The organism is Cupriavidus sp. FW306-1B-F12B (assembly GCF_058781795.1).
This window is the reverse complement of sequence record NZ_JBYSXC010000015.1, coordinates 140,556-163,186: the sequence shown is the minus strand read 5'-3', so window position 1 is coordinate 163,186 and position 22,631 is coordinate 140,556. Positions and strand designations below refer to the sequence as shown.

The window sequence follows — 22,631 nt, the reverse complement described above, 5'->3', positions numbered from 1 at the left end:
TGCAGATCACCGCAAAGGTATCGGATCGGCAGCCTCACCGCCGGCCCTCACCAAGCCGGGTTAAGTACCGGTCTCTTGGGAAGGTGAAATCCAGTCTAGACGAGTGACCCGGCCGGAACAACCTCAAGACGTATGCCAATCGCTACATGGGAAGGACGTCGGTGCCACGAGCGTGACAGACCAGGCGGGGAATCGCCCGGCGGGAATCAGTAACCTGAATCCATGGGATGACCCCAAGGGGCTGGCGCGTCCTAGAGGATTCGAACCTCTGACCGCTCGCTTAGAAGGCGAGTGCTCTATCCAACTGAGCTAAGGACGCGAAGGCGTGCATTCTACCGCAGCGCCGCTGCGCAGTGACAAGCGGCGCATATCAGGAGGCGGCACGCGGCTGTCCGCGCGTGATGTAGTGGCCATCGTCCGCGCCGCCATCGGCGCCCGCCTCGCTGCCTGCCGGATGCAGGGACACGCAGTTGCGCCCTTTCAGCTTGGCGTCGTATAGCGCACGGTCCGCGCGTCGCATCAGCGCATCGGCGCCTTCGCCCGGCTGCCGCGCCGCCAGGCCGATGCTGACGGTATAGGCGATCGGATCGGGTTCAGACGGGCATGGCGTGGCGCGCACCGCCGTGGCCAGCCGCAGGCAGGCCAGCCGGCCCTGCTCCAGCGCCGTATCCGGCATCAGGATGGCAAATTCCTCGCCGCCCAGGCGCCCCGCCACCTCGAGCTGGCCAAAATTCTTGCGCAGTTGCCCGGCGAAATGCCGCAGCACGCTGTCGCCCGCCAGGTGGCCGTAGACATCGTTGATTGCCTTGAAGTGATCGAGGTCGACAAAGGCCACCGTCAGGGGCTTGCGCTGCCGCTCGGCGCGCAGGCAGGCTGCCTCCAGCTCTTCCCAGAACGCGCCGCGCAGCAGCACATCGGTCAGGTCGTCATGGCGCGCGCGCCGCTCCAGCATACGCCGCAGCCGGTCGTGTGCCATCAGCGCAAAGCTGACCGACACGCCCACCAGTGCAAAGACGTTGAGCATGGCGAGTTCGCCGTCCCACGGCATCGGCCGCGGCCAGGCGCCGCCCTGCATGACTGCCGCCAGCGGCAGCGCCACGGTCCATGCGTTGATGGCCGCCACGGCGATGACGATCAATACCAGCGACAACGCCGCCAGCCGGCCGGTGCCGCGCGTGGCCGGCACCGACGGCAAGGCGCTGCGGGCCAGGTCCAGCAGCAGTGCGATATGGCACATCGTCAGCAGCGGTGCCATCTCCGGCATCAGCGCCGGCACGGCAAGATACTGCGGCGCCAGGTCGTGCCAGGCCACCGCCGCTGCGGCCGCCAGGTTGAGCGCCAGCAACGGCGCGGCGCGGCCGGGCCGGCCAGCGAAATGCCGCGCGCCCACGGCCATGACCGAGAGCGCCGCCAGCAGCGCCAGGTCGCTCGATTCCAGTACCAGCCACAGCGGGCGCAGTTCCTGCACCGCCGCCAGGGTCGCTGCCATTGCGGCCAGCACGCTTCCCAGCGCCCACGACGTCAGGCCGCTGCGATCCATGCCCGCCGAGCGGCGCAATACCACGCAAACCACAGCCATCTGCAGGGCGAACAACCCCGCGATGAGCACAACTATGTGCGACTGAAACATCTTCATTCCCGTCCAAGGCGACCAGCGGTGCACCGCATGGCGCCGCTGTTACCTGCTCTTTACCGGTCCTGTGTCGGACCGTTGTTATCAAAGCCGCATACCCGTTTTCAGGCCGGCTGGCGCCGCCAGCCGACAGACGCAAACACGCCGAGGCGCCCGCCGCGGGCGGGAGCGCCGTTATTGTTGTGGTGATCAGGTCAGTCCGGAAGGAATAGGCAAACCGGGCGTTCCCAAAAGCACGCCGGTCGGACTGGTGCGGTGTGCGGATTATCCCAGCGCGCAAACCCAAGTCAAGCCAAAGCGTCCCCGCCAGAAGGGGGAACAGGCCGGCAAGGTTGAGTGCGCCAGAGCGGGCATCATCACATTAGATTGACCGCGATCGCGGGGGCCGGCTACAATGGCCGGCTTCGGAGCGTAGCGCAGCCTGGTAGCGCATCTGATTTGGGATCAGAGGGTCGTAGGTTCGAATCCTATCGCTCCGACCAGAAATATGTAACGGAAACAACGGCTTGGATCGAAAGATCCAAGCCGTTTTTCTTTTCTGCCAACCGCGTCCAATAGCCGGACAGGCACGATCTGTTCTCACCACCGCAGCAAGTCCGGCCAGATCAGCGCCCCCGCGAACAGCATCAGCATCACCGCGACGATGACCAGCCGCCGGCTTGGGCCAGCATGGCCGGTTTCGACCTTTGGCATCCACGACTGGCCGGCCTCGGCCTCGGCCGGGGCCGCAGGTGACGGCGGCGGCGCGGGCGGCGCAGGCACGATGAATGCAACCCGCGGCACAAAGTCGGACTCGGCCAGCAGGAAGCCCATGGGCGTAGCCTGGCCGGCTGCACCCATGTGCTGGAACAGCAGCTTGGACAGCGCCAGGCAATCATCCAGCGCAACCTGCGGACGGGGCCGGAAGATGCGCAGGTGCTCGCACAGTGTATCGAGCTTGTGGTTAGGGACGTGGAAGTACTGGGACCAGCGGACCTGGCGCACCGAGCAGCGCCAGCGCTTGTGCTGGATGTCGGGAAGCACTTTTCCCAGCATCCGCGCATCGAATTCGGCGCCGTGGGCGACCAGCACATCCGCGTCGTCAACGATGGCACGGATGGCATCGACGTCAAAGCGCCGCCCGCGCAGCATCTCCGCGGTCAGCCCGTGCGTGCCGGTGGCCGCTTCGCTGATCGGCACGGTGGGCTCCTGCGAACCGTAATAGTCGGTGATCTCGCGCAACAGCGTGCCAGCCCGCGGCGCCACTTCGACAAGCAACAGGCCGATGCTGACGGGCTCGTCCGCTGGCGTGAGCCCGGTGGTTTCGGTACTGACGATGGCGACCCGCATGGGCTCGGTACTCCGGTGTAGCCGTCCGCGGGCATGGTTGGCGGCGGCCGCTCTGATTGTTTGCCTTTAGGTTAGTGCGAGCGCGTTAAACGTCATATCAACCAGATGGGCTAGCTGGAGGCGCCGGCCGGGAGGGTGCCGGCTGCCGCCGGTCCTCCCTCATCCCCACCACGTGGTTCAGGCAGGCTGCTGTTCCGCCTCGCCGCGCCGTCGCTCGAGATTGCAGTAGACGTCGGCCGCCACCAGCCCGAAGAGCGCGTGGGCAAACAGGCTTTCCCAGCCGCGGGCCTCGTCGAACCAGTTGAAGTAGGTTCCCAGCAGATAGAAATTGACCAGGTAGACCACCACGCCAAACACGATCCCGACCACCGAGGCCAGCCACAGGCTGGAATCGAAGCGGAATGACGACAGGATCATCGCCAGCACCGCCGCCAGGATGATCGACAGCGCGAAGTGCACCGTCCCCGCCGAAAGCACGACTGTCCAGTTGAAGGCATCGGCAGACAGGGCTTCACGCCCGAGGATGATGGCCGCGACCATCTTCACGGTGCCCCAGGCCCCCTGATACAGCAGGAAGCGCGCCGTCAGCAGTTCCAGCACCATGTAGACCGCGCCGGCAATCAGCCCCGCCACCACTGCGGCCCGCCAGTCCGGCCGGCAGCGAACGTAGCGGTGCGATTCCAGATGGAGTTCCATGGCAGTCTCCTTGCGAGATCCGGCCCGGCAAGGCCGTACGAGTTAGTTCTAGCTCATACGGGGCAAATACCAAGCCGGCCAGGCCGCAAGACACGCCTTTCAAGGCACATGAATTGCCGACCTGCCCGGCACCGTGCAACCGTCGCGGCCGGCGATCTGCCGCAACGTGCCGGTCATGCTGCAACTGCGTACGTGATACAATGTCAAAGTAGCCCCCGGGGTGTCCGTGCATCCCTGTAACCGGGCGTTCTCACCAGCGCGCTCTTCGCGAGCGAACAGCAGCCGCCGGCGCGGGCCTTCCGCGACGACACCAAACTGGCGAACCACCGGGTACAACCTGCCCGCCTGCTCCGCAAAGCACACGGTCTCCCCGGCCGTCAGCGGCCAGGCCGTCGCCCAAGCCATCCGCGCCCGTTGGGCGATACCGCTGACAGGACCGAGCATCAGGCGCCGCGCGCCGCAGTCCGCGTGAGCTTGCCCCGAACAACCCAAGGCGCGCTTCGCCGCAACCGGCGAAACATGCCGCGGTTCCGCGCCGTGCCGGGCGAACCGAACAGGATTTTTGAAATCGCAACCACGCAGCCTTCACGGGCTGCCGAAAAGGAAGACAGATTGGCTAAGGAAGAACTCATTGAATTTGGCGGCGTGGTGTCGGAAGCCCTGCCTGACAACCGCTATCGTGTCACGCTGGAAAACGGTGTCGAAATCTGGGCATACGCTTCGGGCAAGATGCAGAAGCACCGCATCCGCATCCTGGCCGGCGACCGTGTCACCCTGGAAATGTCGCCCTATGACCTGACCAAGGGACGCATCAACTTCCGCCACAAGTCCTGAGTTTCTGCACGGCCCCGGCGATACCGCATACGCGGCTGTCGCCCGCGCCGCGGCCGTTGTGCGCCGACGCGCTGTCACGCCGCTGACACCGCGCCCGGACACACTTGCGGGCTGCCCGACAGGCAGCCTGCTTCCGTTTACGCGCCGCGCGCAGCCTGGCCTGCGCCATCGGCGCGGGCCAGCTGGCGCTTGCACCGGTCGGGCCGCTTCACCATACTCGAAGCTCGCTCATTGCCCTGCCCGACATGAACCTGATCCTGTGGCGCCACGCCGAAGCCGAAGACCTCCCCGACGCGCTCAGCCTGAGCCGCCATGCCGACCTGCAGCGCCCGCTGACACGCCGCGGCCGCAAGCAGGCGGAGGTATCCGCCAAATGGCTGCGCGCGCATCTGCCGGCCGACACCCGCGTCCTTTGCAGCCCGGCGCTGCGCACCCGTGAAACGGCGGCCGCGCTGTCTGCCGAGGCGGAGATCATTGACGCCCTTGCGCCCGGCGCCGACGTCAGCGCAGTGCTTGCAGCAGTCGAGTGGCCGGAACGCCCCGAGCACGTGGTGGTAGTCGGGCACCAGCCCTGGATCGGCCGCGTCGCCAGCCTGCTGCTGGCCGGCTCGGAGATGAACTGGAGCGTGCGCAAGAGCGGCATCTGGTGGCTGACCGGCCGCACCCGCGAAAGCGAGGCGCAGACCGTGCTGCGCGCCGTCATCAACCCCGAATTCCTCTGAGCCCCCGGCGTGCCAGGTGCCGCCTGACGGCACCTGGCCCATTTTCTCCCGTCAAAATCAGAAATAGCTGATGGCGGGCGGAATCTACCGTTACTAGAGTGGCCTTGGCGCCTCTTCCGGTGCCGATAGCAGTTGTCACGGAGATTCCCCATGAATGGCCCGGCTGATCGTCATATTGCTGTCGAGGATCGCAACGCACACCCTGACCCATCTCGCGAAAGCGCCCGACCATCCGCCCTGGCAGCGGACGTCACGGAACCGTCATCCCCGGGTCACGGCACTGTCACCCGCTCTCACTACATTGCATCGCAACAGTTTCGTCACCAAAAGGACATACTGATGCGAGATCTGCCGACGCCCACCCAGCCGCTTTTCGACTCTCTGCCCAATGGCCTTGGCGGCCAGACGGCGCGGAGCCGTCTTCATCGCCAATCAGATACACCGGCACATGAATCGCCTGTTCTCAGCGTGGCGTGGGCGCGCCACCAGGACGAAGTAGTCGAAGCCCAGCGCCTGCGCTACAAGGTCTTTGCCGAGGAAATGGGCGCGCGCCTGACCTCTTCGGTGCCGGAACTGGACATCGACATGTTCGATGCCTACTGCGACCACCTGATCGTGCGCGACATGGCCACGCTGCGCGTGGTGGGCACCTACCGCGTGCTGCCGCCGCACCAGGCCAAGCGCCTCGGCTGCCTGTACGCGGAGTCTGAATTCGACCTGGTGCGCCTGGCCCACCTGCGCCCCAAGATGCTGGAACTGGGCCGCTCCTGCGTGCACCGCGACTACCGTTCGGGCAGCGTCATCATGGCGCTGTGGGGCGGCCTGGGCGAGTACCTGCAGCGCTGGGGCATCGAATCGATGCTGGGCTGCGCCAGCGTGCCGATGAACGACGGCGGCCACTATGCGGCCAGCCTGCACCGGCTGTTCAGCGAGCGCTCGCTGGCGCCGATCGAATACCACGCCTTCCCGCGCGTGCCGCTGCCGGTCGAGGACCTGAACCAGCAGCTGGATGTCGAGCCGCCCGCGCTGATCAAGGGCTACCTGCGCCTGGGCGCAAAAATCTGCGGCCAGCCGGCCTGGGATCCGGACTTCAACGTGGCGGACTTCCTGACGCTGCTGCGCGTGAACGACATGAACCCGCGCTACGCCCGCCACTTCCTCGGCCTGAACAACGGCGCCTGAGCGGCACCAGGCGCCTGTCAGCGGCCGCCGCCCTGGCGGCCGCCCTCCGCCCTGCGCTCAGTCGTAGATGACCTTGTAGCGCTTGCCAATCCGCTGCCATTCGTCAGCCTCCTGTGCCAGGCTGTATTCGATCAGCGGATTGGCCTCGATCCACACCTTCGGCAGGCGCACGGTGAAGCCTTCGTCCAGCGCCTCGGCCAGCTGGCTCACGCGGATATCGGGCAAGGCCACGTCCGAGCGGCGGCGGCACAGCACAAAGGCCAGGCGCAGGCTGAACAGCATGCGCCAGTCGACGAACCTGCCGCTGCCCGACAGCTTGCCGAGCTTGCCCGCATGGCCCAGCAGCAGCGTCGCCAGCCGCGCCTGGTCGGTCTTGGAAAAGCCCGGCATGTCGGCATGGGTGGCGATATAGGCCGAATGCTTGTGGTAGCCGCTGTGCGAGATCGACATGCCGGTCTCATGCAGGCTGGCGGCCCAGCCCAGCAGCGCCAGGTTGTCCTCGCGCCGTTCGTTGGCCGGCTCCGGGAACTGTGACAGCAGCGTCTGCGCGGCACGGCGCACGCGGCCGGACTGGGCCCGGTCCACGCCGTAGCGGCGCATGAACTGGTCCACCGTGACGGTGCGCATGTCCTCATGGTGGCTGCGTCCGAGCAGGTCGTACAGCACGCCCAGCCGCAGCGCGCCGTCGGTGACATCCATGCGCTCGATATCGAGTTCGGCAAACACGCCCAGCATGATCGACAAGCCGCCCGGCAGCACCGGGATGCGGTCCGCCTTGAGGCCGGTCAGCTTGACGCGGTTGGTGTTCTCGGCCTTGATCAGCGCGCGCTTGAGGCGCTCCAGCCCTTCGCGCGTGATACCGTGCTCGGCGGTGCTGTCGTTCATGCCATTGAGTTCGATCAGCTCGGCCAGCGCGCGCGCCGTGCCCGACGAGCCGACCGCCTGCTCCCAGCCCGCGGCGCGGTACTGGCGCACCAGCACCTGGATCTCGCGGCGCGCGGCCAGCTCGGCCTGCTTCATCGCGTATTCGTCGACGTTGCCGCTGGGGAAGAACTGGCGGCTGTGCGATACGCAGCCGATATACAGGCTTTCCATCAGCTTGGACTGGTAGCCGTTGCCGATGATGAACTCGGTCGAGCCGCCGCCGATATCGACCACCAGGCGGTTGCCCTGGCAGGCCGGGGCGTCGTGCGAGGCCCCGAGGTAGATCAGCCGCGCTTCCTCGCGCCCGGCGATCACTTCGATCGGGAAGCCCAGCGCGCTTTCGGCCTCGATCAGGAACTCGGACGCGTTCTTGGCCACGCGCAGTGTATTGGTGGCGACGGCACGCACCTGGTTGGGCGCGAACTCGCGCAGCCGGTCGCCGAAGCGCCGCAGCGCATCGATGCCACGGCGCCGCGCGGGCTGGTCCAGGTATTTGTCGGGAGTCAGGCCGGCGGCCAGGCGCACCGGCTCGCGCAGCGCGTCGACCTGGAAGATCTGGCTGGCCGGGCCATTGGCCGTGGGGGTCTCGTCCACCCGCCCGATCATCAGGCGGAAGCTGTTCGAACCCATGTCGACGGCAGCCAGCAGGCGTGGGGTGTTGTTCATCGTGTGCTAGGAGGGCTGGTTCGCGTTGGCGTTGCGTGGCGCGGCAGGTGCACTCTGGTGCCTGGGCCTGCCGGCGTTCGCGCCCGGGAAAAATATGTCCTGGTCATGTCTGCATCATGACAAAATCAAACTGTCATAAAAGTGACACGTTTTTATGAAAAAGTCGCCACATTACCAAAAGAAGGTCATGCTCATGTCGACGACTCCGTCCAGTACGCTGCTCAACCGCGAACTGGGCATCCTGGAATTCAATGCCCGCGTGCTGGCGCAAGCGGCGGACCCGAAGGTCCCGCTGCTGGAGCGGCTGAAATTCATCTGCATCGTGTCCAGCAACCTGGACGAGTTCTTTGAAATCCGCATGGCGGGCCTGAAGGAACAGATGCGCGACAACGCTTCGGGGCTGACGCCGGACGGCCTGTCATTCCAGCAGACCTACCAGCTTGTCACCGAGCGCACGCAACGGCTTGTGGCTTCGCAGTATGACATGCTGCAGAACACCATTTTTCCACTACTTGAAAAAGAGGGGGTCTTTTTCCACCTGACCACCACCTGGACCGACGCCCAGCGCGAATGGGCGCGCGAATTCTTCCAGCGCGAACTGGGGCCGGTGCTGACCCCGATTGCACTGGATCCCGCCCACCCCTTTCCCCGCGTGCTCAACAAGAGCCTGAACTTCGTGGTGGAATTGTCCGGCAAGGACGCCTTCGGCCGCGAGGCCGACCTGGCCATCGTGCAGGCGCCGCGCGCGCTGCCGCGCGTGGTGAAGATGCCGGAGAAGCTGTCGGGCTACCCGTATGGCTTCGTGATGCTGTCGTCGTTCATGCAGGGCTTCGTGCATGAGCTGTTCCCGGCGATTGCCGTGCACGGCTGCTACCAGTTCCGCGTCACGCGCAACTCCGACCTGTTCGTCTCGGAAGACGAGATCACCGACCTGCGCGAGGCGCTGCAGGGCGAGCTGCCCACGCGCCATTTCGGCGATACCGTGCGCCTGGAAGTCTCGTCGGACACGCCGGCACCGCTGGCGCGCCGGCTGCTGCTGGAATCGGGCCTCGCCGAGCAGGACCTGTATCGTGTTTCCGGCCCGGTGAACCTGGTGCGGCTGATGCAGATCCCCGACATGGTGGACCGGCCCGCGCTGAAGTTTGCGCCGTATGTGCCCGCCCCGGTCAAGGCCTTCTCCGCCGGCGCGTCGATGTTCGACGTGATGCGACAGCAGGACGTGCTGCTGCACCACCCGTACGAGAGCTTCAGTTCCGTGCTCGACCTGCTGCAGCTGGCCGCGGCCGACCCCAACGTGGTCGCGATCAAGCAGACCGTCTATCGCACCGGCAATGAGTCGCTGGTGATGGAAGCGCTGATGACCGCCGCGCGCAACGGCAAGGAAGTGACCGTGGTGGTGGAGCTGCTGGCGCGCTTTGACGAGGAAACCAACATCAACTGGGCCGAGCGCCTGGAATCCGCGGGCGCACACGTGATCTACGGCGTGGTCGGCCACAAGTGCCACGCCAAGATGCTGCTGATCGTGCGGCGCGAGCCCACCGGCCCCAAGGCCAAGCAGGTCAAGCTGCGGCGCTACGCCCACCTCGGCACCGGCAACTACCATCCGCGCACCGCCCGCCTCTACACCGACTTCGGCCTGCTGACGGCCAACGAGGAGATCTGCGAAGACGTGCACCACGTGTTCCAGCTGCTGACCGGCACCGCCGGCACCATCCGGCTGAACCACCTGTGGCAGTCGCCCTTCACCATGCAGAGCAACCTGGTCGACCATATCCGCGCCGAGGCCCGCAACGCGCGCGCCGGCAAGCCCGCGCGCATCATCGCCAAGATGAACGCGCTGCTGGAGCCATCGATCATCGACGAGCTGTACAAGGCCTCGCGCGCGGGGGTGAAGATCGACCTGATCGTGCGCGGCGTGTGCGCGCTGATGCCGGGCGTCCCGGGCATGTCCGAGAACATCTCGGTGCGCTCGATCATCGGCCGCTTCCTGGAACACCACCGGGTCTACTACTTCCACGCCGGCGGCGAAGAGGTGCTGTACCTGTCCAGCGCCGACTGGATGGACCGCAACCTGTTCCGCCGCGTGGAAGTTGCCTTCCCGGTGCTGGACAAGGCGCTGAAGGCACGCGTCATCAAGGAAAGCCTGCAGGTGCACCTGCGCGACAACGCCTCGGCGTGGATCATGCAGCCGGACGGCAACTATGCACGCAAGCAGACGCGCTCGAAGCGTCCACATGTGAGCCAGAACGATATGCTGGTGATGTTTGGGGGGATGCCCTGAGCGGGCTTCTGTTGCCCACCTTGCGCCAGGAGCCGAGGAGGCTTCCCTGAGGCATAACATGCAAAACCCCGCCGCGGCGGGGTTTTCCTTTCCGGCTCAGGCGGCGCGCCGCGAGGTGTCCGGCGACTGCGGCGGCGCGGTCGGGCCGCTGCCTGGCGCGGGCATGTCCGCGCCCTCCCCGGCCGAGCGCAGGCTGCGCTCAAGCGGGAAGATCACGCGGAACACGCTGCCCCGGCCCTCTTCGCTGGTCACGCGCAGGTCCGCATGGTGGCGTGACAGCACGTGCTTGACGATGGCCAGCCCCAGCCCGGTGCCGCCGGTGTCGCGCGAGCGGCTGCGGTCCACGCGGTAGAAGCGCTCGGTCAGCCGGGGAATATGCTCGGGAGCGATGCCCAGGCCGGTATCGGCCACCGAGAACACGGCATGACCCTCTTCCCAGGCCAGCCTGATGGTGATGCGCCCGCCGTCCGGCGTGTAGCGCACGGCGTTCGACACCAGGTTGCCCAGCGCCGACAGCAACTCGGTCTCTGCGCCGCGCATGCCGACGGTCGGGTCGATCTCGGCCGAGACCTGGTGCCGTCCCTGCGACAGCGCCTCGGCGTCGTGGGTCAGGTGCGCCACCATGGCACGGATCGGCACGATGTCATTGCCGGGCGGCTGCGCATCGCTTTCCAGCTTGGCCAGCGCCAGCAGGTCTTCGACGATGCTCTGCATGCGCACCGACTGCGCCAGCATCATGTCGATGTAGCGGCGCCGGTCGTCTTCCGATACCGGCAGGTCGCGCACGGTCTCCAGGAAGCCGGTCAGCACCGTCAGCGGCGTCTTCAGTTCGTGCGACACGTTGGCAACGAAGTCGCGCCGCATCGCCTCGGTGTTTTCGAGCTTGGTGATGTCCTGCGTGATCACCAGCTTGCGGTTGTCGCCATAGGGCAGGATCTGCACCGCGATCACGCTGTGCTTGTGTTCGCCCATGTCGCGCATCACCAGCGGATCGTCAAAACGCTGCCGGGTCAGGTAGTGGACGAACTCGGGCCGGCGGATCAGGTGGGTGATGCGCTGGCGCACGTCGCGCCGCGCGTTCAGGCCGAAGTGCTGCTCGGCCACGTCGTTGCACCACTCGATCTGGTCGGCGTCGTCCAGCATCAGCACGCCGTTGGGCGAAGCCTGGATGGCCTGGATAAAGCGCGTGTGCTGCTGCTCGACCTGCAGCACCTGGGTGCGCCAGCGCTTGACCAGCCGGTGCAGCCGGTAATACACCTCGCCCCAAAGTCCGAGTGCACTGGGGATCTCGCCGTAGACCGGCGCATCGAGCACCTTCCACAGGCGGTTGATCTGGTACAGGTAGTAGAACAGCAGCCCGAGCAGCGATACGCATGCCAGCGCCAGCGCCGGCACCGGGCCCACGGCCAGGTAAACACCGGCGGACAGCACCAGCAGGCTGATCAGGATGGCCACGGAACGGGCCCAGATGACATTCATGCGCAGGGTTCAGGCTCGCAGCCAGGGAAGGCTGCAGGGTTGCGACGGAGTGTGCCACGAATTCGCCGCGCCCTGCCAGCAGCGTGGGCTCTGGCAGGGCAGCACGTCAAGCCGCCCTCCCGTGTCCGGCGCGTCAGGCGCCGGGCGTGCGCGCCAGGCGGTAGCCACTGCCGCGCACGGTTTCGATCATATTGCTGTAGCCGCCGGGGGTGAGCGCGGCGCGCAGGCGCTTGATATGGACGTCGACGGTACGCTCCTCGACAAAGACATGGTCGCCCCAGACCTGGTCGAGCAGTTGCGAGCGGCTGTGCACGCGTTCCGGATGCGTCATCAGGAAGTGCAGCAGGCGGAACTCGGTCGGACCCAGCTCCAGCTTGATCGCGCCGCTCTCGTCCTGGCCGGTGACGCGGTGCGTGGCCGGGTCCAGGCGCAGGCCGTTGATGGCCACCACATCGTCGGTCAGCTGCGGCGCACGGCGGCGCAGCACCGCCTTGATCCGCGCCAGCAGTTCCTTGGGCGAGAACGGCTTGGTGACGTAGTCGTCGGCGCCGGCCTCAAGCCCCATCACCTTGTCCTGCTCCTCGCCGCGGGCGGTCAGCATGATGATGGGGATCTGGCGGGTGCGGTCGTTGGCCCGCAACTCCTTGGCGAAGTTCGCGCCCGACTTGCCCGGGAGCATCCAGTCGAGCAGCACCAGGTCGGGCAGCACATCGCTCATCAGCGACAGCGCCTGCTCGGCGTTATAGGCCCGGATCGGATAGTGCCCCGCGTGCTGCAGGTTCACGGCGATCAGTTCGGCGATCGCCGGTTCGTCTTCGACAACGAGAATACTGCTTGGCATGTAATTGTTCTCCGTGGGCGGCTGAGTTCAGCTCAGCGCTTCGCGCTCCATGTCCTCGCGCGAGACATGGCGGACGTCCGTCCCCTTGACAATGTAAATGATAAATTCCGCGATGTTCTTGGCGTGATCGCCGATGCGCTCGACGGCCTTGGCGATGAACAGGAAATCCAGCGCGACCGAGATCGTACGCGGGTCTTCCATCATGTACGTGATCAGCTTGCGCACGAAGCCGCGGAATTCCTCGTCGATGGCCTTGTCGTCCTTGACGATGCGCGCCGCCGCCACGGTGTCCAGGCGCGCAAAGGCGTCCAGCGCCTGGCGCAGCAGCGAGATCGCCATCTCGCCCGAGAGTTTGACCTCGGCGTAGTTGATGCTGTGCGCCGACGCGTCTTCCATGATGTGCTTGGTGCGCTTGGCGATCTTCTCGGCTTCGTCGCCGGCGCGCTCCAGGTTGGTGATGGTCTTGGAGATGGCCATCACCAGGCGCAGGTCGCGCGCGGTCGGCTGGCGCCGGGCAATGATGTTGCCGCAGTCGGCATCGATCTCGACTTCCAGCGCGTTGAGCTGGATCTCCCGGGCGATGACCTGGTCGGCGGTCTCGCCATCGAAGTCGGCCAGCGCGCGCATGGCGAGCTCGATCTGCGACTCGACCAGGCCGCCCATCTGCAGCAGCTTGGTGTTGATCGCGTTGAGGTCGGCGTCGAACTGGGTCGACAGGTGCTTGTCTGGCATGGGATTCTCCTGGCCGCTTATGGATATGCTACGCCCTGCGGTAACGATCAGCCGAACCGGCCTGTAATGTAGTCTTCCGTTTCCTTGCGGTGCGGCTTGATGAAGATCTTCTCGGTCTCGCCGAACTCGATCAGCTCGCCCAGGTACATGTAGGCGGTGTAGTCCGAGCAGCGCGCCGCCTGCTGCATGTTGTGGGTAACGATCACCACGGTGTACTCATCCTTCAGTTCCGCGATCAGCTCTTCGATGCGGCCGGTGGAGATCGGGTCAAGCGCCGAGCATGGCTCGTCCAGCAGCAGCACTTCCGGGCGGATGGCAATGCCGCGCGCGATGCACAGGCGCTGCTGCTGGCCGCCGGACAGGCCGTAGCCGGACTGGTGCAGCTTGTCCTTGGCCTCGTTCCACAGCGCCGCCTTGGTCAGCGCCCATTCCACGCGGTCGTCCATCTCCGAGCGCGACAGCTTCTCGAACAGGCGCACGCCGAAGGCGATGTTGTCGTAGATCGACATCGGGAACGGCGTCGGCTTCTGGAACACCATGCCGACCTTGGCGCGCAGCAGCGCGATGTCCTGGCGCGCGGTCAGCAGGTTTTCGCCGTCCATGTTGATCTCACCCTCGGCGCGCTGCTCGGGGTACAGCGCATACATCTTGTTGAAGGTGCGCAGCAGCGTCGACTTGCCGCAGCCCGACGGCCCGATAAAGGCCGTGACCTTGCGGTCCGGGATCGACATGTTGATGTCTTTCAGCGCATGGAACTGGCTGTAGTAGAAGTTCAGATTGCGCACGTCGATCTTGGCGCGTACCGAATCGGGAATGTCGATGACGGTGGAGGTCATTGCGTTTCTCGCTTGCAGTCTTTAGGGCGGGACGGATTACCGGCCGTGCCGCTTATTTCTTGAACAGGATGCGCGCCAGGATATTCAGGGCCAGCACGCCAATCGTAATCAGGAACACACCCGCCCAGGCCAGTTGCTGCCATTCGGTGAACGGGCTCATGGCAAAGCGGAAGATCGTCACCGGCAGGTTGGCCATCGGCTTGTTCAGGTCGCTGGTCCAGAACTGGTTGGACAGCGCGGTGAACAGCAGCGGCGCGGTCTCGCCGGCGATACGGGCGACGGCCAGCAACACCCCGGTCACAATGCCGGCGTAGGATGACTTCACCGTGATCGACAGCACCATCTTCCACTTGGGAGTGCCGAGTGCGAAGGCCGCCTCGCGCAGCGCGTTGGGCACCAGGTTCAGCATGTTCTCGGTGGTGCGCACCACGATCGGCACCTGCAGCAGCGCCAACGCGCAGATCCCGGCCCAGCCCGAGAAGTGGCCCATGCGGGTCACCACCAGCGCGTAGACAAAGAGCCCGATCACGATCGACGGCGCCGACAGCAGGATGTCGTTGATAAAGCGGATAAAGCTGGCCAGCGGCGAGCTCTTGCCGTACTCGGCCAGGTAGATGCCGGCCAGGATGCCCAGCGGCGTGCCAAACAGCGTGGCCATGCCGACCATCACGAAGCTGCCGAAGATGGCGTTGGCCAGGCCGCCGCCGGCGGTATTCGGCGCCGGGGTCATCTGCGTGAACAGGTCCAGCGACAGGCCGCCCACGCCCAGCGTGACGGTGGTCCACAGGATCCACGCCAGCCAGAACAGGCCGAAGCCCATCGCCACCAGCGAGGCGGTCAGTGCATACAGGTTGGTGCGGCGGCGGCGCGCCTGCAGCCGGGTGCGGATGGCATCCGCGTCGGGGCGGACCGCCGGGATCGATACGGTAGACACGGCTTGACTCGCGCTCATTTGGTTCCCTCATTCTTTGCCAGTCGCAGCAGCAGCAGCTTGGACAGCGCCAGCACCACAAAGGTAATGAAGAACAGGATCAGGCCCAGTTCCATCAGCGCGGCGGTGTGCAGGCCGGCGCCGGCTTCGGCGAATTCGTTGGCGAGGGCCGAGGTGATGCTGTTGCCCGGCGAGAACAGCGAGGCGCTGTCCAGCAGGTTGGTGTTGCCGATCACGAAGGTGACGGCCATGGTCTCGCCCAGCGCGCGGCCCAGGCCCAGCATCACGCCGCCGATGACACCTGCGCGGGTATAGGGCAGCACCACGTTCCACATCACTTCCCAGGTGGTGCAGCCCACGCCGTAGGCGGATTCCTTGAGCAGCACCGGCGTGACTTCAAACACGTCGCGCATCACCGAAGCGATGTACGGGATGATCATGATCGCCAGGATCACGCCCGCGCACAGCAAGCCGATGCCCAGCGGCGCGCCCTGGAACAGCTTGCCGACCACCGGCAGCTGGCCCACCGTGGCGGCCAGGGGCTTCTGGAAATACTCGCCGAAGATCGGCGCGAACACGAGCAGGCCCCACATGCCGTAGACGATCGACGGCACCGCGGCGAGCAGTTCGATGGCGGTGCCCAGCGGGCGGCGCAGCCAGGCCGGCGACAGCTCGGTCAGGAACAGCGCGATGCCGAAGCTCACCGGCACCGCGATGATCAGCGCGATCAGCGAGGTCACGATGGTGCCGTAGATGGGCACCAGCGCGCCATAGACATCGGCGGGAGGATCCCACTCCGCGGTCCACAGGAAGCGCGCGCCGAAGGTCTGGATCGACGGCCAGGCGCTGATCGCGAGCGAGACGATGATGCCGCCCAGCAGCAGCAGGGTCACGATCGCGGCGCCCCGCGTCAGGCCGCCGAACAGGATGTCGCCCATGCGGCTCGGGGGCTGGACGTTGCGGATCTCGGAGGGGGTAGTCGCCATGTCGGGAATTCAGGGTGGATCGCCGCTCCCGCCTGGGCGGGAGCCCGGTGTCCGGGCCAGTTTCGGGCAGCCCGGCCACCGGCCCCGCACTCGCGCGGGGCCGGCGATGCCGTCAGGATCAGTACAGCGCCTTGCCCGAGGCGTCCTTGACGCTGGTCTTCCAGGTCGAACGGATCTGGTTCACAACGTTTTCCGGCAGCGGCACGTAGTCGAGGTCGGCAGCCATGTTGGCGCCGCTCTTGTAGGCCCAGTCGAAGAACTTCAGCACTTCGGCACCCTGCGCGGCCTTTTCCTGGTTCTTGTGGACCAGGATGAAGGTGGCGCCGGCGATCGGCCAGGCTTCCTTGCCCGGCTGGTTGGTCAGGATCTGGTAGTAGGTCTTGCTCCAGTCCGCACCGGCGGCGGCAGCCTTGAAGGCATCGTCGCCCGGCTTGACCACGGCACCCGACGCGTTCTTCATGTTCACGTGGGTCATCTTATTCTGCTTGGCGTAGGCGTACTCGACGTAGCCGATCGCACCGTTCAGGCGCTGCACGAAGGCGGCGACGCCCTCGTTGCCCTTGCCGCCGGTGCCGCCGCCCGGCCAGTTGACCGTGGTGCCCTCGCCCACCGCGCTCTTCCAGTCCGGGCTGACCTTGGACAGGTAGTTGGTGAAGATGAAGGTCGTGCCCGAACCGTCGGCGCGGCGCACCGGCAGGATGTCCTGGCTCGGCAGCTTGGCTTGCGGGTTCAGCGCCTTGATCGCGGGGTCATCCCACTTCTTGATCTTGCCCAGGTAGATGTTGGCCAGCACTTCGCCCGTGATGGTCAGTTCGCCCGGCTTCACGCCCTGCAGGTTGATCACCGGCACCACGCCGCCGATCACGGTCGGGAACTGGACCAGGCCCTGCTTGTTCAGGTCCTCGTCCTTCAGCGGCGCGTCCGAGGCACCGAAATCGACCGTCTTGGCGCCGATCTGCTTGATCCCGCCCGACGAACCGATGGATTGATAGTTGACCTTGTTACCCGTTGCTTTTTGGTATGCGTCGGCCCACTTGGAATACACGGGCGCGGGGAAAGAAGCGCCTGCACCGGTAATTTCCGCCGCGAACGCAGTGCCCGCCACCACCATCGAAACGATGCCTGCCACGGCAGGCTTGACCAGCTTCATATGTCCTCCAGAGAACATTGGTTGGGAATGACAAATTTTTGACAAGACGAACTCTATGCTCCCTGTATGACAATTCCGTGACATCTTTAAATCTTCTTGGAACCGGCCTCCAGCAAGGGATCGCCGTTACCATCCGGCAGTCATGGTGACGCAATAGGACGGCGGTTAATTGCGTTATGGAATAAAAAAACGCCGGGACTGGCCCGGCGTTTCTGGTCAGGGGGCGGCGTATCAGGCGCCCAAGGCATCGGCCAGCCGCCTGGCCGCGCGCTCGGCCATTTCGGCCTGCTCGGCCTCGACCATCACGCGCACCACCGGTTCGGTGCCGGAGGCACGGATCAGCACCCGGCCGCGCCCCTCCAGTTCAGGCTCGACCGCCGCGCGCGCGGCCTGCAGGCCAGCATGCGACTGCCAGTCGAAGCCTTTCTGCACGCGCACGTTGATGAGCGTCTGCGGGAACAGCCTTACGCCCTCGAGCAACTGCGCCAGCGTCTTGCCGCTGCGGCGCAGCGCGGCCAGCACCTGCAGCGCCGACACGATGCCGTCGCCGGTGCTGTGGCGGTCCAGGCACAGCAGGTGGCCGGAGCCCTCGCCGCCAAGGGTCCAGCTGCGCTTGTTCAACTCTTCCAGCACATAGCGGTCGCCTACCTTGGCGCGCACGAATTCCACGCCCTGGCGCTTGAGCGCCAGCTCCACCGCCATATTGGTCATCAGCGTGCCTACGGCACCCGGCACCGCCTGGCCAGCGGCCTGGCGGTCGCGCACGATCAGATACAGCAATTCGTCGCCGTTGTAGAGACGGCCGTCGGCGTCCACCACCTGCAAGCGGTCGGCGTCGCCGTCAAAGGCCAGGCCCAGGTCGGCCCCATGTGCCTTGACCGCCTCAACCAGCTTGCCCGGCGCCGTGGCGCCGTAGCCGTCGTTGATATTGCGGCCGTCCGGCTGGTTGCCGATCGAAACCACGTCGGCGCCCAACTCATGGAACACGTGCGGCGCGATGTGGTAGGCCGCGCCATGGGCGCAGTCGACCACCAGCTTCAGGCCGTACAGGTCCTGCTCATGCGGGAAGGTGCTCTTGCAGAACTCGATATAGCGGCCGGGGGCATCGTTGATGCGGCGCGCGCGGCCCAGGTCATCGGACGGCGCGCACACCATCGGCTCTTCGATGGCAGCCTCGATCTCCGCCTCGACCGCATCCGGCAGCTTGTCGCCGTCGGCCGAAAAGAACTTGATGCCGTTGTCGTAGTAGGGATTGTGGCTGGCCGAGATCACCACGCCCGCGGACAGGCGCAGCGCCCGCGTCAGGTAGGCGATGCCCGGCGTCGGCAGCGGGCCGGTCAGCAGCACGTGCACGCCGGCCGAGGTAAAGCCGGCTTCCAGCGCCGCTTCCAGCATATAGCCGGAAATGCGCGTGTCCTTGCCAATCAGCACGGTCGGCTTGCCTTGCCCGGTCTTGGCGCCGTGGGCCAGCACCTTGCCGGCCGCATGGCCCAGGCGCATCACGAAGTCCGGCGTGATCGGCGCCTCGCCGACCCTGCCCCGCACGCCATCTGTCCCGAAATACTTGCGTGTCATTCGCTGATTCCCTTTCTTTACTCTGGTCGTTGATCTGTCTGCGGTGGCCGCGGCTGATTCAGGCCGCGCCAACGGACTCGTTGCGCACCGCCCACCAGGTCTTCACGGCATCCACCGTCTGCTCCACATCATGCACGCGCACGATAAATGCTCCGCGCTCCAGCGCACACACCGCGGCGGCAATGCTGGCCGCAACACGCTGCTGCGGCGGCCGGCCACCGAGGACCGCGCCCAGCGTGGACTTGCGCGAGATGCCCGCCAGCACCGGCAGGCCCTCAAGTGCCAGCCGCGGCAGTTGGCCGAGCAGGCGCAAATTATGATCGGGTGTCTTGCCGAAGCCAAACCCCGGATCGAGGGAGATGCGCGCATCGTCGATGCCGGCAGCGCGCAGCACGGCAATGCGCTCGGCAAGGAACCCGGCCACCTCGGCGACCACGTCATCGTAGTGCGGGTCTTCCTGCATGGTCTGCGGATCGCGCTGCATATGCATCACGCACAGGCCCGCCTGCCCCGCCGCCACGGCCTCGACCGCGCCCGGCATGCGGAAACCCCAGATATCGTTGATGAGATCGGCTCCGGCCGCAAGCGCGGCGCGCATGACCTCGGGCTTGTAGGTATCGACCGAGAGCGGCTTGCCGCAGTCGCGCAGCGCTTCCACCACCGGGATCACGCGCGCCAGTTCGTCTTCCAGCGGCAGCGCCGCCGAACCGGGCCGGCTCGATTCCCCGCCGATGTCGATGATGTCCACACCCTCGGCGATCATCTGCCCGGCATGGCGCAGCGCCGCGTTCCGGCTGGCATGCTGGCCGCCATCGGAGAAAGAATCGGGCGTGACGTTGAGGATACCCATCACCAGCGGGCGCTGGTCCAGGGCAAAGCGAAAACGGCCGCACTGGAAATACCGGGTCTGAGAAGTCTGCTGCAAGGTAGGAATGCTTGATTCAATCCGGGCGCCGCGGATGCCGCGCAAAAGGAAAAGCCGGTGCACCAGGCACCGGCTTCAGGGACAGGCACTACACAGCCATCACTACGGCGTCGTCTGTGAACGCACCAGGATCAGGCCGTGGCGGGCGCGTTGGTCGGCGGCGCCACCGGCGAGCCGCCCGGAGGCGTGCTGCCGCCGCCGTTCGGGCCCGACGCGCTGCGCGGCGGACGCGGCGGCTTGCCGGCCATGATGTCGTTGACCTGGTCGGCATCGATGGTTTCCCATTCCATCAGCGCGTTGGTCATGGCTTCGACCTTGTCGCGGTTCTCTTCGAGCAGGCGCTTGGCCAGCGCGTATTGCTCGTCGATGATGCGGCGGATCTCGGCGTCGACCTTCTGCTGCGTGGCTTCTGACACGGTCTTCGACGACAGCTTGCCGAACATGCCATCCTGCTCGGTATCCACGTAGACCATGGCACCCAGCGAATCGCTCATACCGAAGCGGGTCACCATGTCGCGGGCAAGCTTGGTGGCGCGCTCGAAGTCGTTGGAAGCACCGGTGCTCATGGCGTTGAGGAAGACCTCTTCCGCCGCGCGGCCGCCGAAGAGGATGGCAACCTCTTCCAGCATGCTGTCCTTGTACTTCGAATACTTGTCATGCTCCGGCAGCTGCCAGGTCACGCCCAGCGCCCAGCCACGCGGCATGATGGTGACCTTGTGCACCGGATCGGCCTTGGGCAGCAGCTTGGCCACCACCGCATGGCCCGACTCGTGGTAAGCCGTGGCCCGGCGCTCTTCTTCGCGCATGACCGTCGACTTGCGCTCCGGACCCATATAGATCTTGTCCTTGGCATCTTCGAAGTCCTGCATATCGACCACGCGCTTGCTCCGGCGGGCGGCAAACAGTGCGGCTTCGTTGACCAGGTTGGCCAGGTCCGCGCCCGAGAAGCCCGGGGTGCCGCGCGCGATGATCGAGGCGTCGACATCGTTGCCGATCGGCACCTTGCGCATATGGACCTTCAGGATCTGCTCGCGGCCGCGGATGTCCGGCAGGCCCACGTAGACCTGGCGGTCGAAACGGCCCGGACGCAGCAGCGCCTTGTCCAGCACGTCGGCACGGTTGGTCGCGGCGATCACGATCACGCCCGAGTTGGCCTCGAAGCCGTCCATCTCGACCAGCATCTGGTTCAGGGTCTGCTCGCGCTCGTCGTTGCCGCCGCCCATGCCGGCGCCACGATGGCGGCCAACCGCGTCGATTTCATCGATGAACACGATGCAGGGTGCCTGCTTCTTGGCGTTCTCGAACATGTCGCGCACGCGGGCCGCACCCACGCCGACGAACATTTCCACAAAGTCGGAACCCGAGATGCTGAAGAACGGTACCTTGGCCTCGCCGGCAATGGCGCGCGCCAGCAGCGTCTTGCCGGTACCCGGAGGGCCGACCAGCAGCACGCCGCGCGGGATGCGCCCGCCCAGCTTCTGGAACTTCTGCGGGTCCTTCAGGAAGTCGACCAGCTCGACCACTTCTTCCTTGGACTCGTCGCAGCCGGCCACGTCCTGGAACGTGACGGCGTTCTGGTTCTCGTCGATCAGGCGCGCACGCGATTTGCCGAATGAGAAAGCGCCGCCTTTGCCGCCCCCCTGCATCTGGCGCATCATGTAGAACCAGAACACGATGATCAGCAGGGTCGGCCCGAGGTAATACAGGGCCTGGACCAGCACGTTGGGTTCGTCGTCCGCCTTGCCGGTCACCTGGACGCCGTACTTCATCAGGTCGCCAACCATCCAGATGTCGCCCGGCGAGATGATGGTGTACTTGGCGCCTTCCTTAGGCGAGACCACCAGGTTGCGGCCCTGCACGTCGACACGCGACACCTTGCCATTCTTGGCGTCATCCATGAACTGCGAATAGGTGACGCTGTCCTGCGCACGGGGCTTGTCGAACTGCTTGAAGACGGTAAACAACACCAGCGCGATCACGAGCCAGATTGCCGCCTTTTGAAACAGGTTGTTATTCAAGGCCGAACTCCTTTGCAATTGCCTTGCCAACGGATAGCTGCATTGTAATGCAGCGCCCGCCCTCGGGGGGAAACAGAGAAACTATGATGCCGATAGCACCGGGTGGGGCACTTTCCACGCTTCTTTTTTCGCCCTGGCTTGTATCGAGACCGGTCAATCCACTGCCTTGAGGTAGCGCCCAAGGATAAAGGTTTCGGAAGACTTGTCGCGAGACGCCTTGGGCTTGCGTTTCGCAACCACTTTGAAATGCCGTTTGAACTTCTCCACGATCTGGCTGTAGCCGCTCCCGTGGAAGCACTTTACCAGCAATGCCCCCTCCGGCTTAAGGTGGGCCTGCGCAAATTCCAGCGCCAGGTCGCACAGGTACTCGATCCGTGCTGCATCGGCGAAGGCCACACCGGACAAATTGGGGGCCATGTCCGACAAAACAAGGTCAATCTTGTTACCGCCGGAGGCGTCCAGCACCACACTTTCCAGTTCGCGGAAGACCGATTCCTCGCGGAAGTCCCCCTGGATGAAAGTGACGTCGGCGACCGGTTCCATCGGCAGCAGGTCGATCGCGACCACGGCGCCATCGATCCTGCCGTCCTTGGCCCGGGGCGAGTCCGCCAGCTTGTTGCGGGCGTACTGGCTCCAGCTGCCCGGCGCCGCGCCCAGGTCGACGATCACCTGCCCCGGGCGGATCAGCTTGTCCTGCTCGTCGATCTCCTTGAGCTTGTAGGCCGCGCGGGCGCGATAGCCCTCGCGCTGGGCCATTTTCACGTACGGATCGTTGATGTGGTCGTGCAGCCACGAATGATTGAACTTGTTTTTTGCCATGCCAGTTACCAGCCTGTTCCCTGCCCCCGCCCGCCGCTCAATGCCGCCCGCGAAGGTTTTCCTACTGTTTTG

Annotated in this window: 19 protein-coding genes and 2 tRNA genes; 5 read left to right on the top strand and 16 right to left on the bottom strand. The window is 65.6% G+C overall.

The features are described 5' to 3' along the window. Positions 1 to 242: 242 nt before the first annotated feature. Together AC3WLE_RS23610 and AC3WLE_RS23605 are read right to left on the bottom strand one after the other, a co-directional pair. Positions 243 to 319 (bottom strand) — tRNA-Arg (locus AC3WLE_RS23610). 51 nt (positions 320 to 370) lie between these two features. Then, positions 371 to 1,630, bottom strand: coding sequence for a GGDEF domain-containing protein (locus tag AC3WLE_RS23605; protein WP_492357588.1), 1,260 nt, complete (start codon positions 1,628 to 1,630; stop codon positions 371 to 373). A 408-nt stretch (positions 1,631 to 2,038) separates the two neighbouring features. Between AC3WLE_RS23605 and AC3WLE_RS23600 the strand changes: the two genes are divergently transcribed. Next, positions 2,039 to 2,115, top strand: a tRNA-Pro gene (locus tag AC3WLE_RS23600). 97 nt (positions 2,116 to 2,212) lie between these two features. Here AC3WLE_RS23600 and AC3WLE_RS23595 read toward each other — a convergent pair. Together AC3WLE_RS23595 and AC3WLE_RS23590 are read right to left on the bottom strand one after the other, a co-directional pair. Next, the gene (locus tag AC3WLE_RS23595; RefSeq protein ID WP_492357587.1) at positions 2,213 to 2,962 is read right to left on the bottom strand and encodes an exonuclease domain-containing protein; all 750 of its coding nucleotides are present in this window, start codon (positions 2,960 to 2,962) and stop codon (positions 2,213 to 2,215) included. A gap of 177 nt (positions 2,963 to 3,139) precedes the next feature. Beyond that, complete coding sequence (locus AC3WLE_RS23590; protein WP_492320605.1) at positions 3,140 to 3,658, bottom strand: hypothetical protein; 519 nt, start codon at positions 3,656 to 3,658, stop codon at positions 3,140 to 3,142. Positions 3,659 to 4,270: 612 nt separating this feature from the next. Here AC3WLE_RS23590 and infA point away from each other — a divergent pair. From infA to AC3WLE_RS23575, 3 genes are all read left to right on the top strand, one after another. After that, positions 4,271 to 4,492 carry a translation initiation factor IF-1 gene (gene infA / locus AC3WLE_RS23585; protein ID WP_008641674.1) on the top strand — a complete coding sequence of 74 codons (222 nt, stop codon included), beginning with the start codon at positions 4,271 to 4,273 and terminating at the stop codon, positions 4,490 to 4,492. A 245-nt stretch (positions 4,493 to 4,737) separates the two neighbouring features. Further along, positions 4,738 to 5,214, top strand: a complete 477-nt coding sequence (locus AC3WLE_RS23580; protein WP_492320604.1) for a SixA phosphatase family protein — start codon at positions 4,738 to 4,740, stop codon at positions 5,212 to 5,214. A gap of 339 nt (positions 5,215 to 5,553) precedes the next feature. Beyond that, a complete protein-coding gene (locus tag AC3WLE_RS23575; protein ID WP_456808364.1) occupies positions 5,554 to 6,396 on the top strand; it encodes a GNAT family N-acetyltransferase in 843 nt (280 codons plus the stop codon). Between the two features lie 57 nt (positions 6,397 to 6,453). Here AC3WLE_RS23575 and ppx read toward each other — a convergent pair whose 3' ends face one another. Next, entirely contained in the window at positions 6,454 to 7,986 is a 1,533-nt protein-coding gene (ppx, locus tag AC3WLE_RS23570) for an exopolyphosphatase (protein ID WP_492320602.1), read from the bottom strand. 154 nt (positions 7,987 to 8,140) lie between these two features. On the opposite strand from ppx, the gene ppk1 reads away from it, so the two are divergent. Beyond that, positions 8,141 to 10,267 carry a polyphosphate kinase 1 gene (ppk1, locus tag AC3WLE_RS23565; RefSeq protein WP_081050189.1) on the top strand — a complete coding sequence of 709 codons (2,127 nt, stop codon included), beginning with the start codon at positions 8,141 to 8,143 and terminating at the stop codon, positions 10,265 to 10,267. 96 nt (positions 10,268 to 10,363) lie between these two features. On the opposite strand, the gene phoR is transcribed toward ppk1, so the two are convergent. From phoR to AC3WLE_RS23510, 11 genes are all read right to left on the bottom strand, one after another. Further along, complete coding sequence (gene phoR, locus AC3WLE_RS23560; protein WP_010814306.1) at positions 10,364 to 11,746, bottom strand: phosphate regulon sensor histidine kinase PhoR; 1,383 nt, start codon at positions 11,744 to 11,746, stop codon at positions 10,364 to 10,366. Between the two features lie 133 nt (positions 11,747 to 11,879). Then, positions 11,880 to 12,587 (bottom strand): phosphate regulon transcriptional regulator PhoB, encoded by a 708-nt coding sequence (gene phoB / locus AC3WLE_RS23555; protein ID WP_492320600.1) that lies wholly within the window; start codon positions 12,585 to 12,587, stop codon positions 11,880 to 11,882. 27 nt (positions 12,588 to 12,614) lie between these two features. Continuing rightward, positions 12,615 to 13,319, bottom strand: a complete 705-nt coding sequence (gene phoU / locus AC3WLE_RS23550) for a phosphate signaling complex protein PhoU (RefSeq protein WP_018309301.1) — start codon at positions 13,317 to 13,319, stop codon at positions 12,615 to 12,617. A gap of 47 nt (positions 13,320 to 13,366) precedes the next feature. Then, positions 13,367 to 14,155: a phosphate ABC transporter ATP-binding protein PstB gene (gene pstB, locus AC3WLE_RS23545; RefSeq protein WP_013957282.1), complete on the bottom strand. Its 789-nt coding sequence runs from the start codon at positions 14,153 to 14,155 to the stop codon at positions 13,367 to 13,369. A 52-nt stretch (positions 14,156 to 14,207) separates the two neighbouring features. Further along, positions 14,208 to 15,107: a phosphate ABC transporter permease PstA gene (gene pstA, locus AC3WLE_RS23540; RefSeq protein ID WP_492320599.1), complete on the bottom strand. Its 900-nt coding sequence runs from the start codon at positions 15,105 to 15,107 to the stop codon at positions 14,208 to 14,210. Next, positions 15,104 to 16,072: a phosphate ABC transporter permease PstC gene (gene pstC / locus AC3WLE_RS23535; RefSeq protein ID WP_011615657.1), complete on the bottom strand. Its 969-nt coding sequence runs from the start codon at positions 16,070 to 16,072 to the stop codon at positions 15,104 to 15,106. Before pstC ends, pstA begins: the two co-directional genes overlap by 4 nt. A 118-nt stretch (positions 16,073 to 16,190) precedes the next feature. Next, positions 16,191 to 17,222, bottom strand: coding sequence for a phosphate ABC transporter substrate-binding protein PstS (gene pstS, locus AC3WLE_RS23530; protein ID WP_492356227.1), 1,032 nt, complete (start codon positions 17,220 to 17,222; stop codon positions 16,191 to 16,193). A 231-nt stretch (positions 17,223 to 17,453) separates the two neighbouring features. Further along, the gene (gene glmM, locus AC3WLE_RS23525; RefSeq protein WP_492351918.1) at positions 17,454 to 18,797 is read right to left on the bottom strand and encodes a phosphoglucosamine mutase; all 1,344 of its coding nucleotides are present in this window, start codon (positions 18,795 to 18,797) and stop codon (positions 17,454 to 17,456) included. Between the two features lie 58 nt (positions 18,798 to 18,855). Further along, positions 18,856 to 19,722 carry a dihydropteroate synthase gene (gene folP / locus AC3WLE_RS23520; protein WP_492320596.1) on the bottom strand — a complete coding sequence of 289 codons (867 nt, stop codon included), beginning with the start codon at positions 19,720 to 19,722 and terminating at the stop codon, positions 18,856 to 18,858. Between the two features lie 131 nt (positions 19,723 to 19,853). Then, positions 19,854 to 21,740, bottom strand: coding sequence for an ATP-dependent zinc metalloprotease FtsH (gene ftsH, locus AC3WLE_RS23515; RefSeq protein ID WP_492320595.1), 1,887 nt, complete (start codon positions 21,738 to 21,740; stop codon positions 19,854 to 19,856). 153 nt (positions 21,741 to 21,893) lie between these two features. Continuing rightward, the gene (locus AC3WLE_RS23510; protein ID WP_010814316.1) at positions 21,894 to 22,559 is read right to left on the bottom strand and encodes an RlmE family RNA methyltransferase; all 666 of its coding nucleotides are present in this window, start codon (positions 22,557 to 22,559) and stop codon (positions 21,894 to 21,896) included. Positions 22,560 to 22,631: the final 72 nt, after the last annotated feature.

What these genes read in the sequence shown, in the direction of transcription:
- ppx (WP_492320602.1), bottom strand. Translation starts at nt 7,986, where the DNA reads ATGAACAACACCCCACGCCTGCTGGCTGCCGTCGACATGGGTTCGAAC.
- AC3WLE_RS23595 (WP_492357587.1), bottom strand. Translation starts at nt 2,962, where the DNA reads ATGCGGGTCGCCATCGTCAGTACCGAAACCACCGGGCTCACGCCAGCG.
- pstS (WP_492356227.1), bottom strand. Translation starts at nt 17,222, where the DNA reads ATGAAGCTGGTCAAGCCTGCCGTGGCAGGCATCGTTTCGATGGTGGTG.
- phoR (WP_010814306.1), bottom strand. Translation starts at nt 11,746, where the DNA reads ATGAATGTCATCTGGGCCCGTTCCGTGGCCATCCTGATCAGCCTGCTG.
- AC3WLE_RS23590 (WP_492320605.1), bottom strand. Translation starts at nt 3,658, where the DNA reads ATGGAACTCCATCTGGAATCGCACCGCTACGTTCGCTGCCGGCCGGAC.
- AC3WLE_RS23605 (WP_492357588.1), bottom strand. Translation starts at nt 1,630, where the DNA reads ATGTTTCAGTCGCACATAGTTGTGCTCATCGCGGGGTTGTTCGCCCTG.
- AC3WLE_RS23580 (WP_492320604.1), top strand. Translation starts at nt 4,738, where the DNA reads ATGAACCTGATCCTGTGGCGCCACGCCGAAGCCGAAGACCTCCCCGAC.
- AC3WLE_RS23575 (WP_456808364.1), top strand. Translation starts at nt 5,554, where the DNA reads ATGCGAGATCTGCCGACGCCCACCCAGCCGCTTTTCGACTCTCTGCCC.
- pstC (WP_011615657.1), bottom strand. Translation starts at nt 16,072, where the DNA reads ATGGCGACTACCCCCTCCGAGATCCGCAACGTCCAGCCCCCGAGCCGC.
- ppk1 (WP_081050189.1), top strand. Translation starts at nt 8,141, where the DNA reads ATGAAAAAGTCGCCACATTACCAAAAGAAGGTCATGCTCATGTCGACG.
- pstA (WP_492320599.1), bottom strand. Translation starts at nt 15,107, where the DNA reads ATGAGCGCGAGTCAAGCCGTGTCTACCGTATCGATCCCGGCGGTCCGC.
- phoU (WP_018309301.1), bottom strand. Translation starts at nt 13,319, where the DNA reads ATGCCAGACAAGCACCTGTCGACCCAGTTCGACGCCGACCTCAACGCG.
- glmM (WP_492351918.1), bottom strand. Translation starts at nt 18,797, where the DNA reads ATGACACGCAAGTATTTCGGGACAGATGGCGTGCGGGGCAGGGTCGGC.
- pstB (WP_013957282.1), bottom strand. Translation starts at nt 14,155, where the DNA reads ATGACCTCCACCGTCATCGACATTCCCGATTCGGTACGCGCCAAGATC.
- phoB (WP_492320600.1), bottom strand. Translation starts at nt 12,587, where the DNA reads ATGCCAAGCAGTATTCTCGTTGTCGAAGACGAACCGGCGATCGCCGAA.
- AC3WLE_RS23510 (WP_010814316.1), bottom strand. Translation starts at nt 22,559, where the DNA reads ATGGCAAAAAACAAGTTCAATCATTCGTGGCTGCACGACCACATCAAC.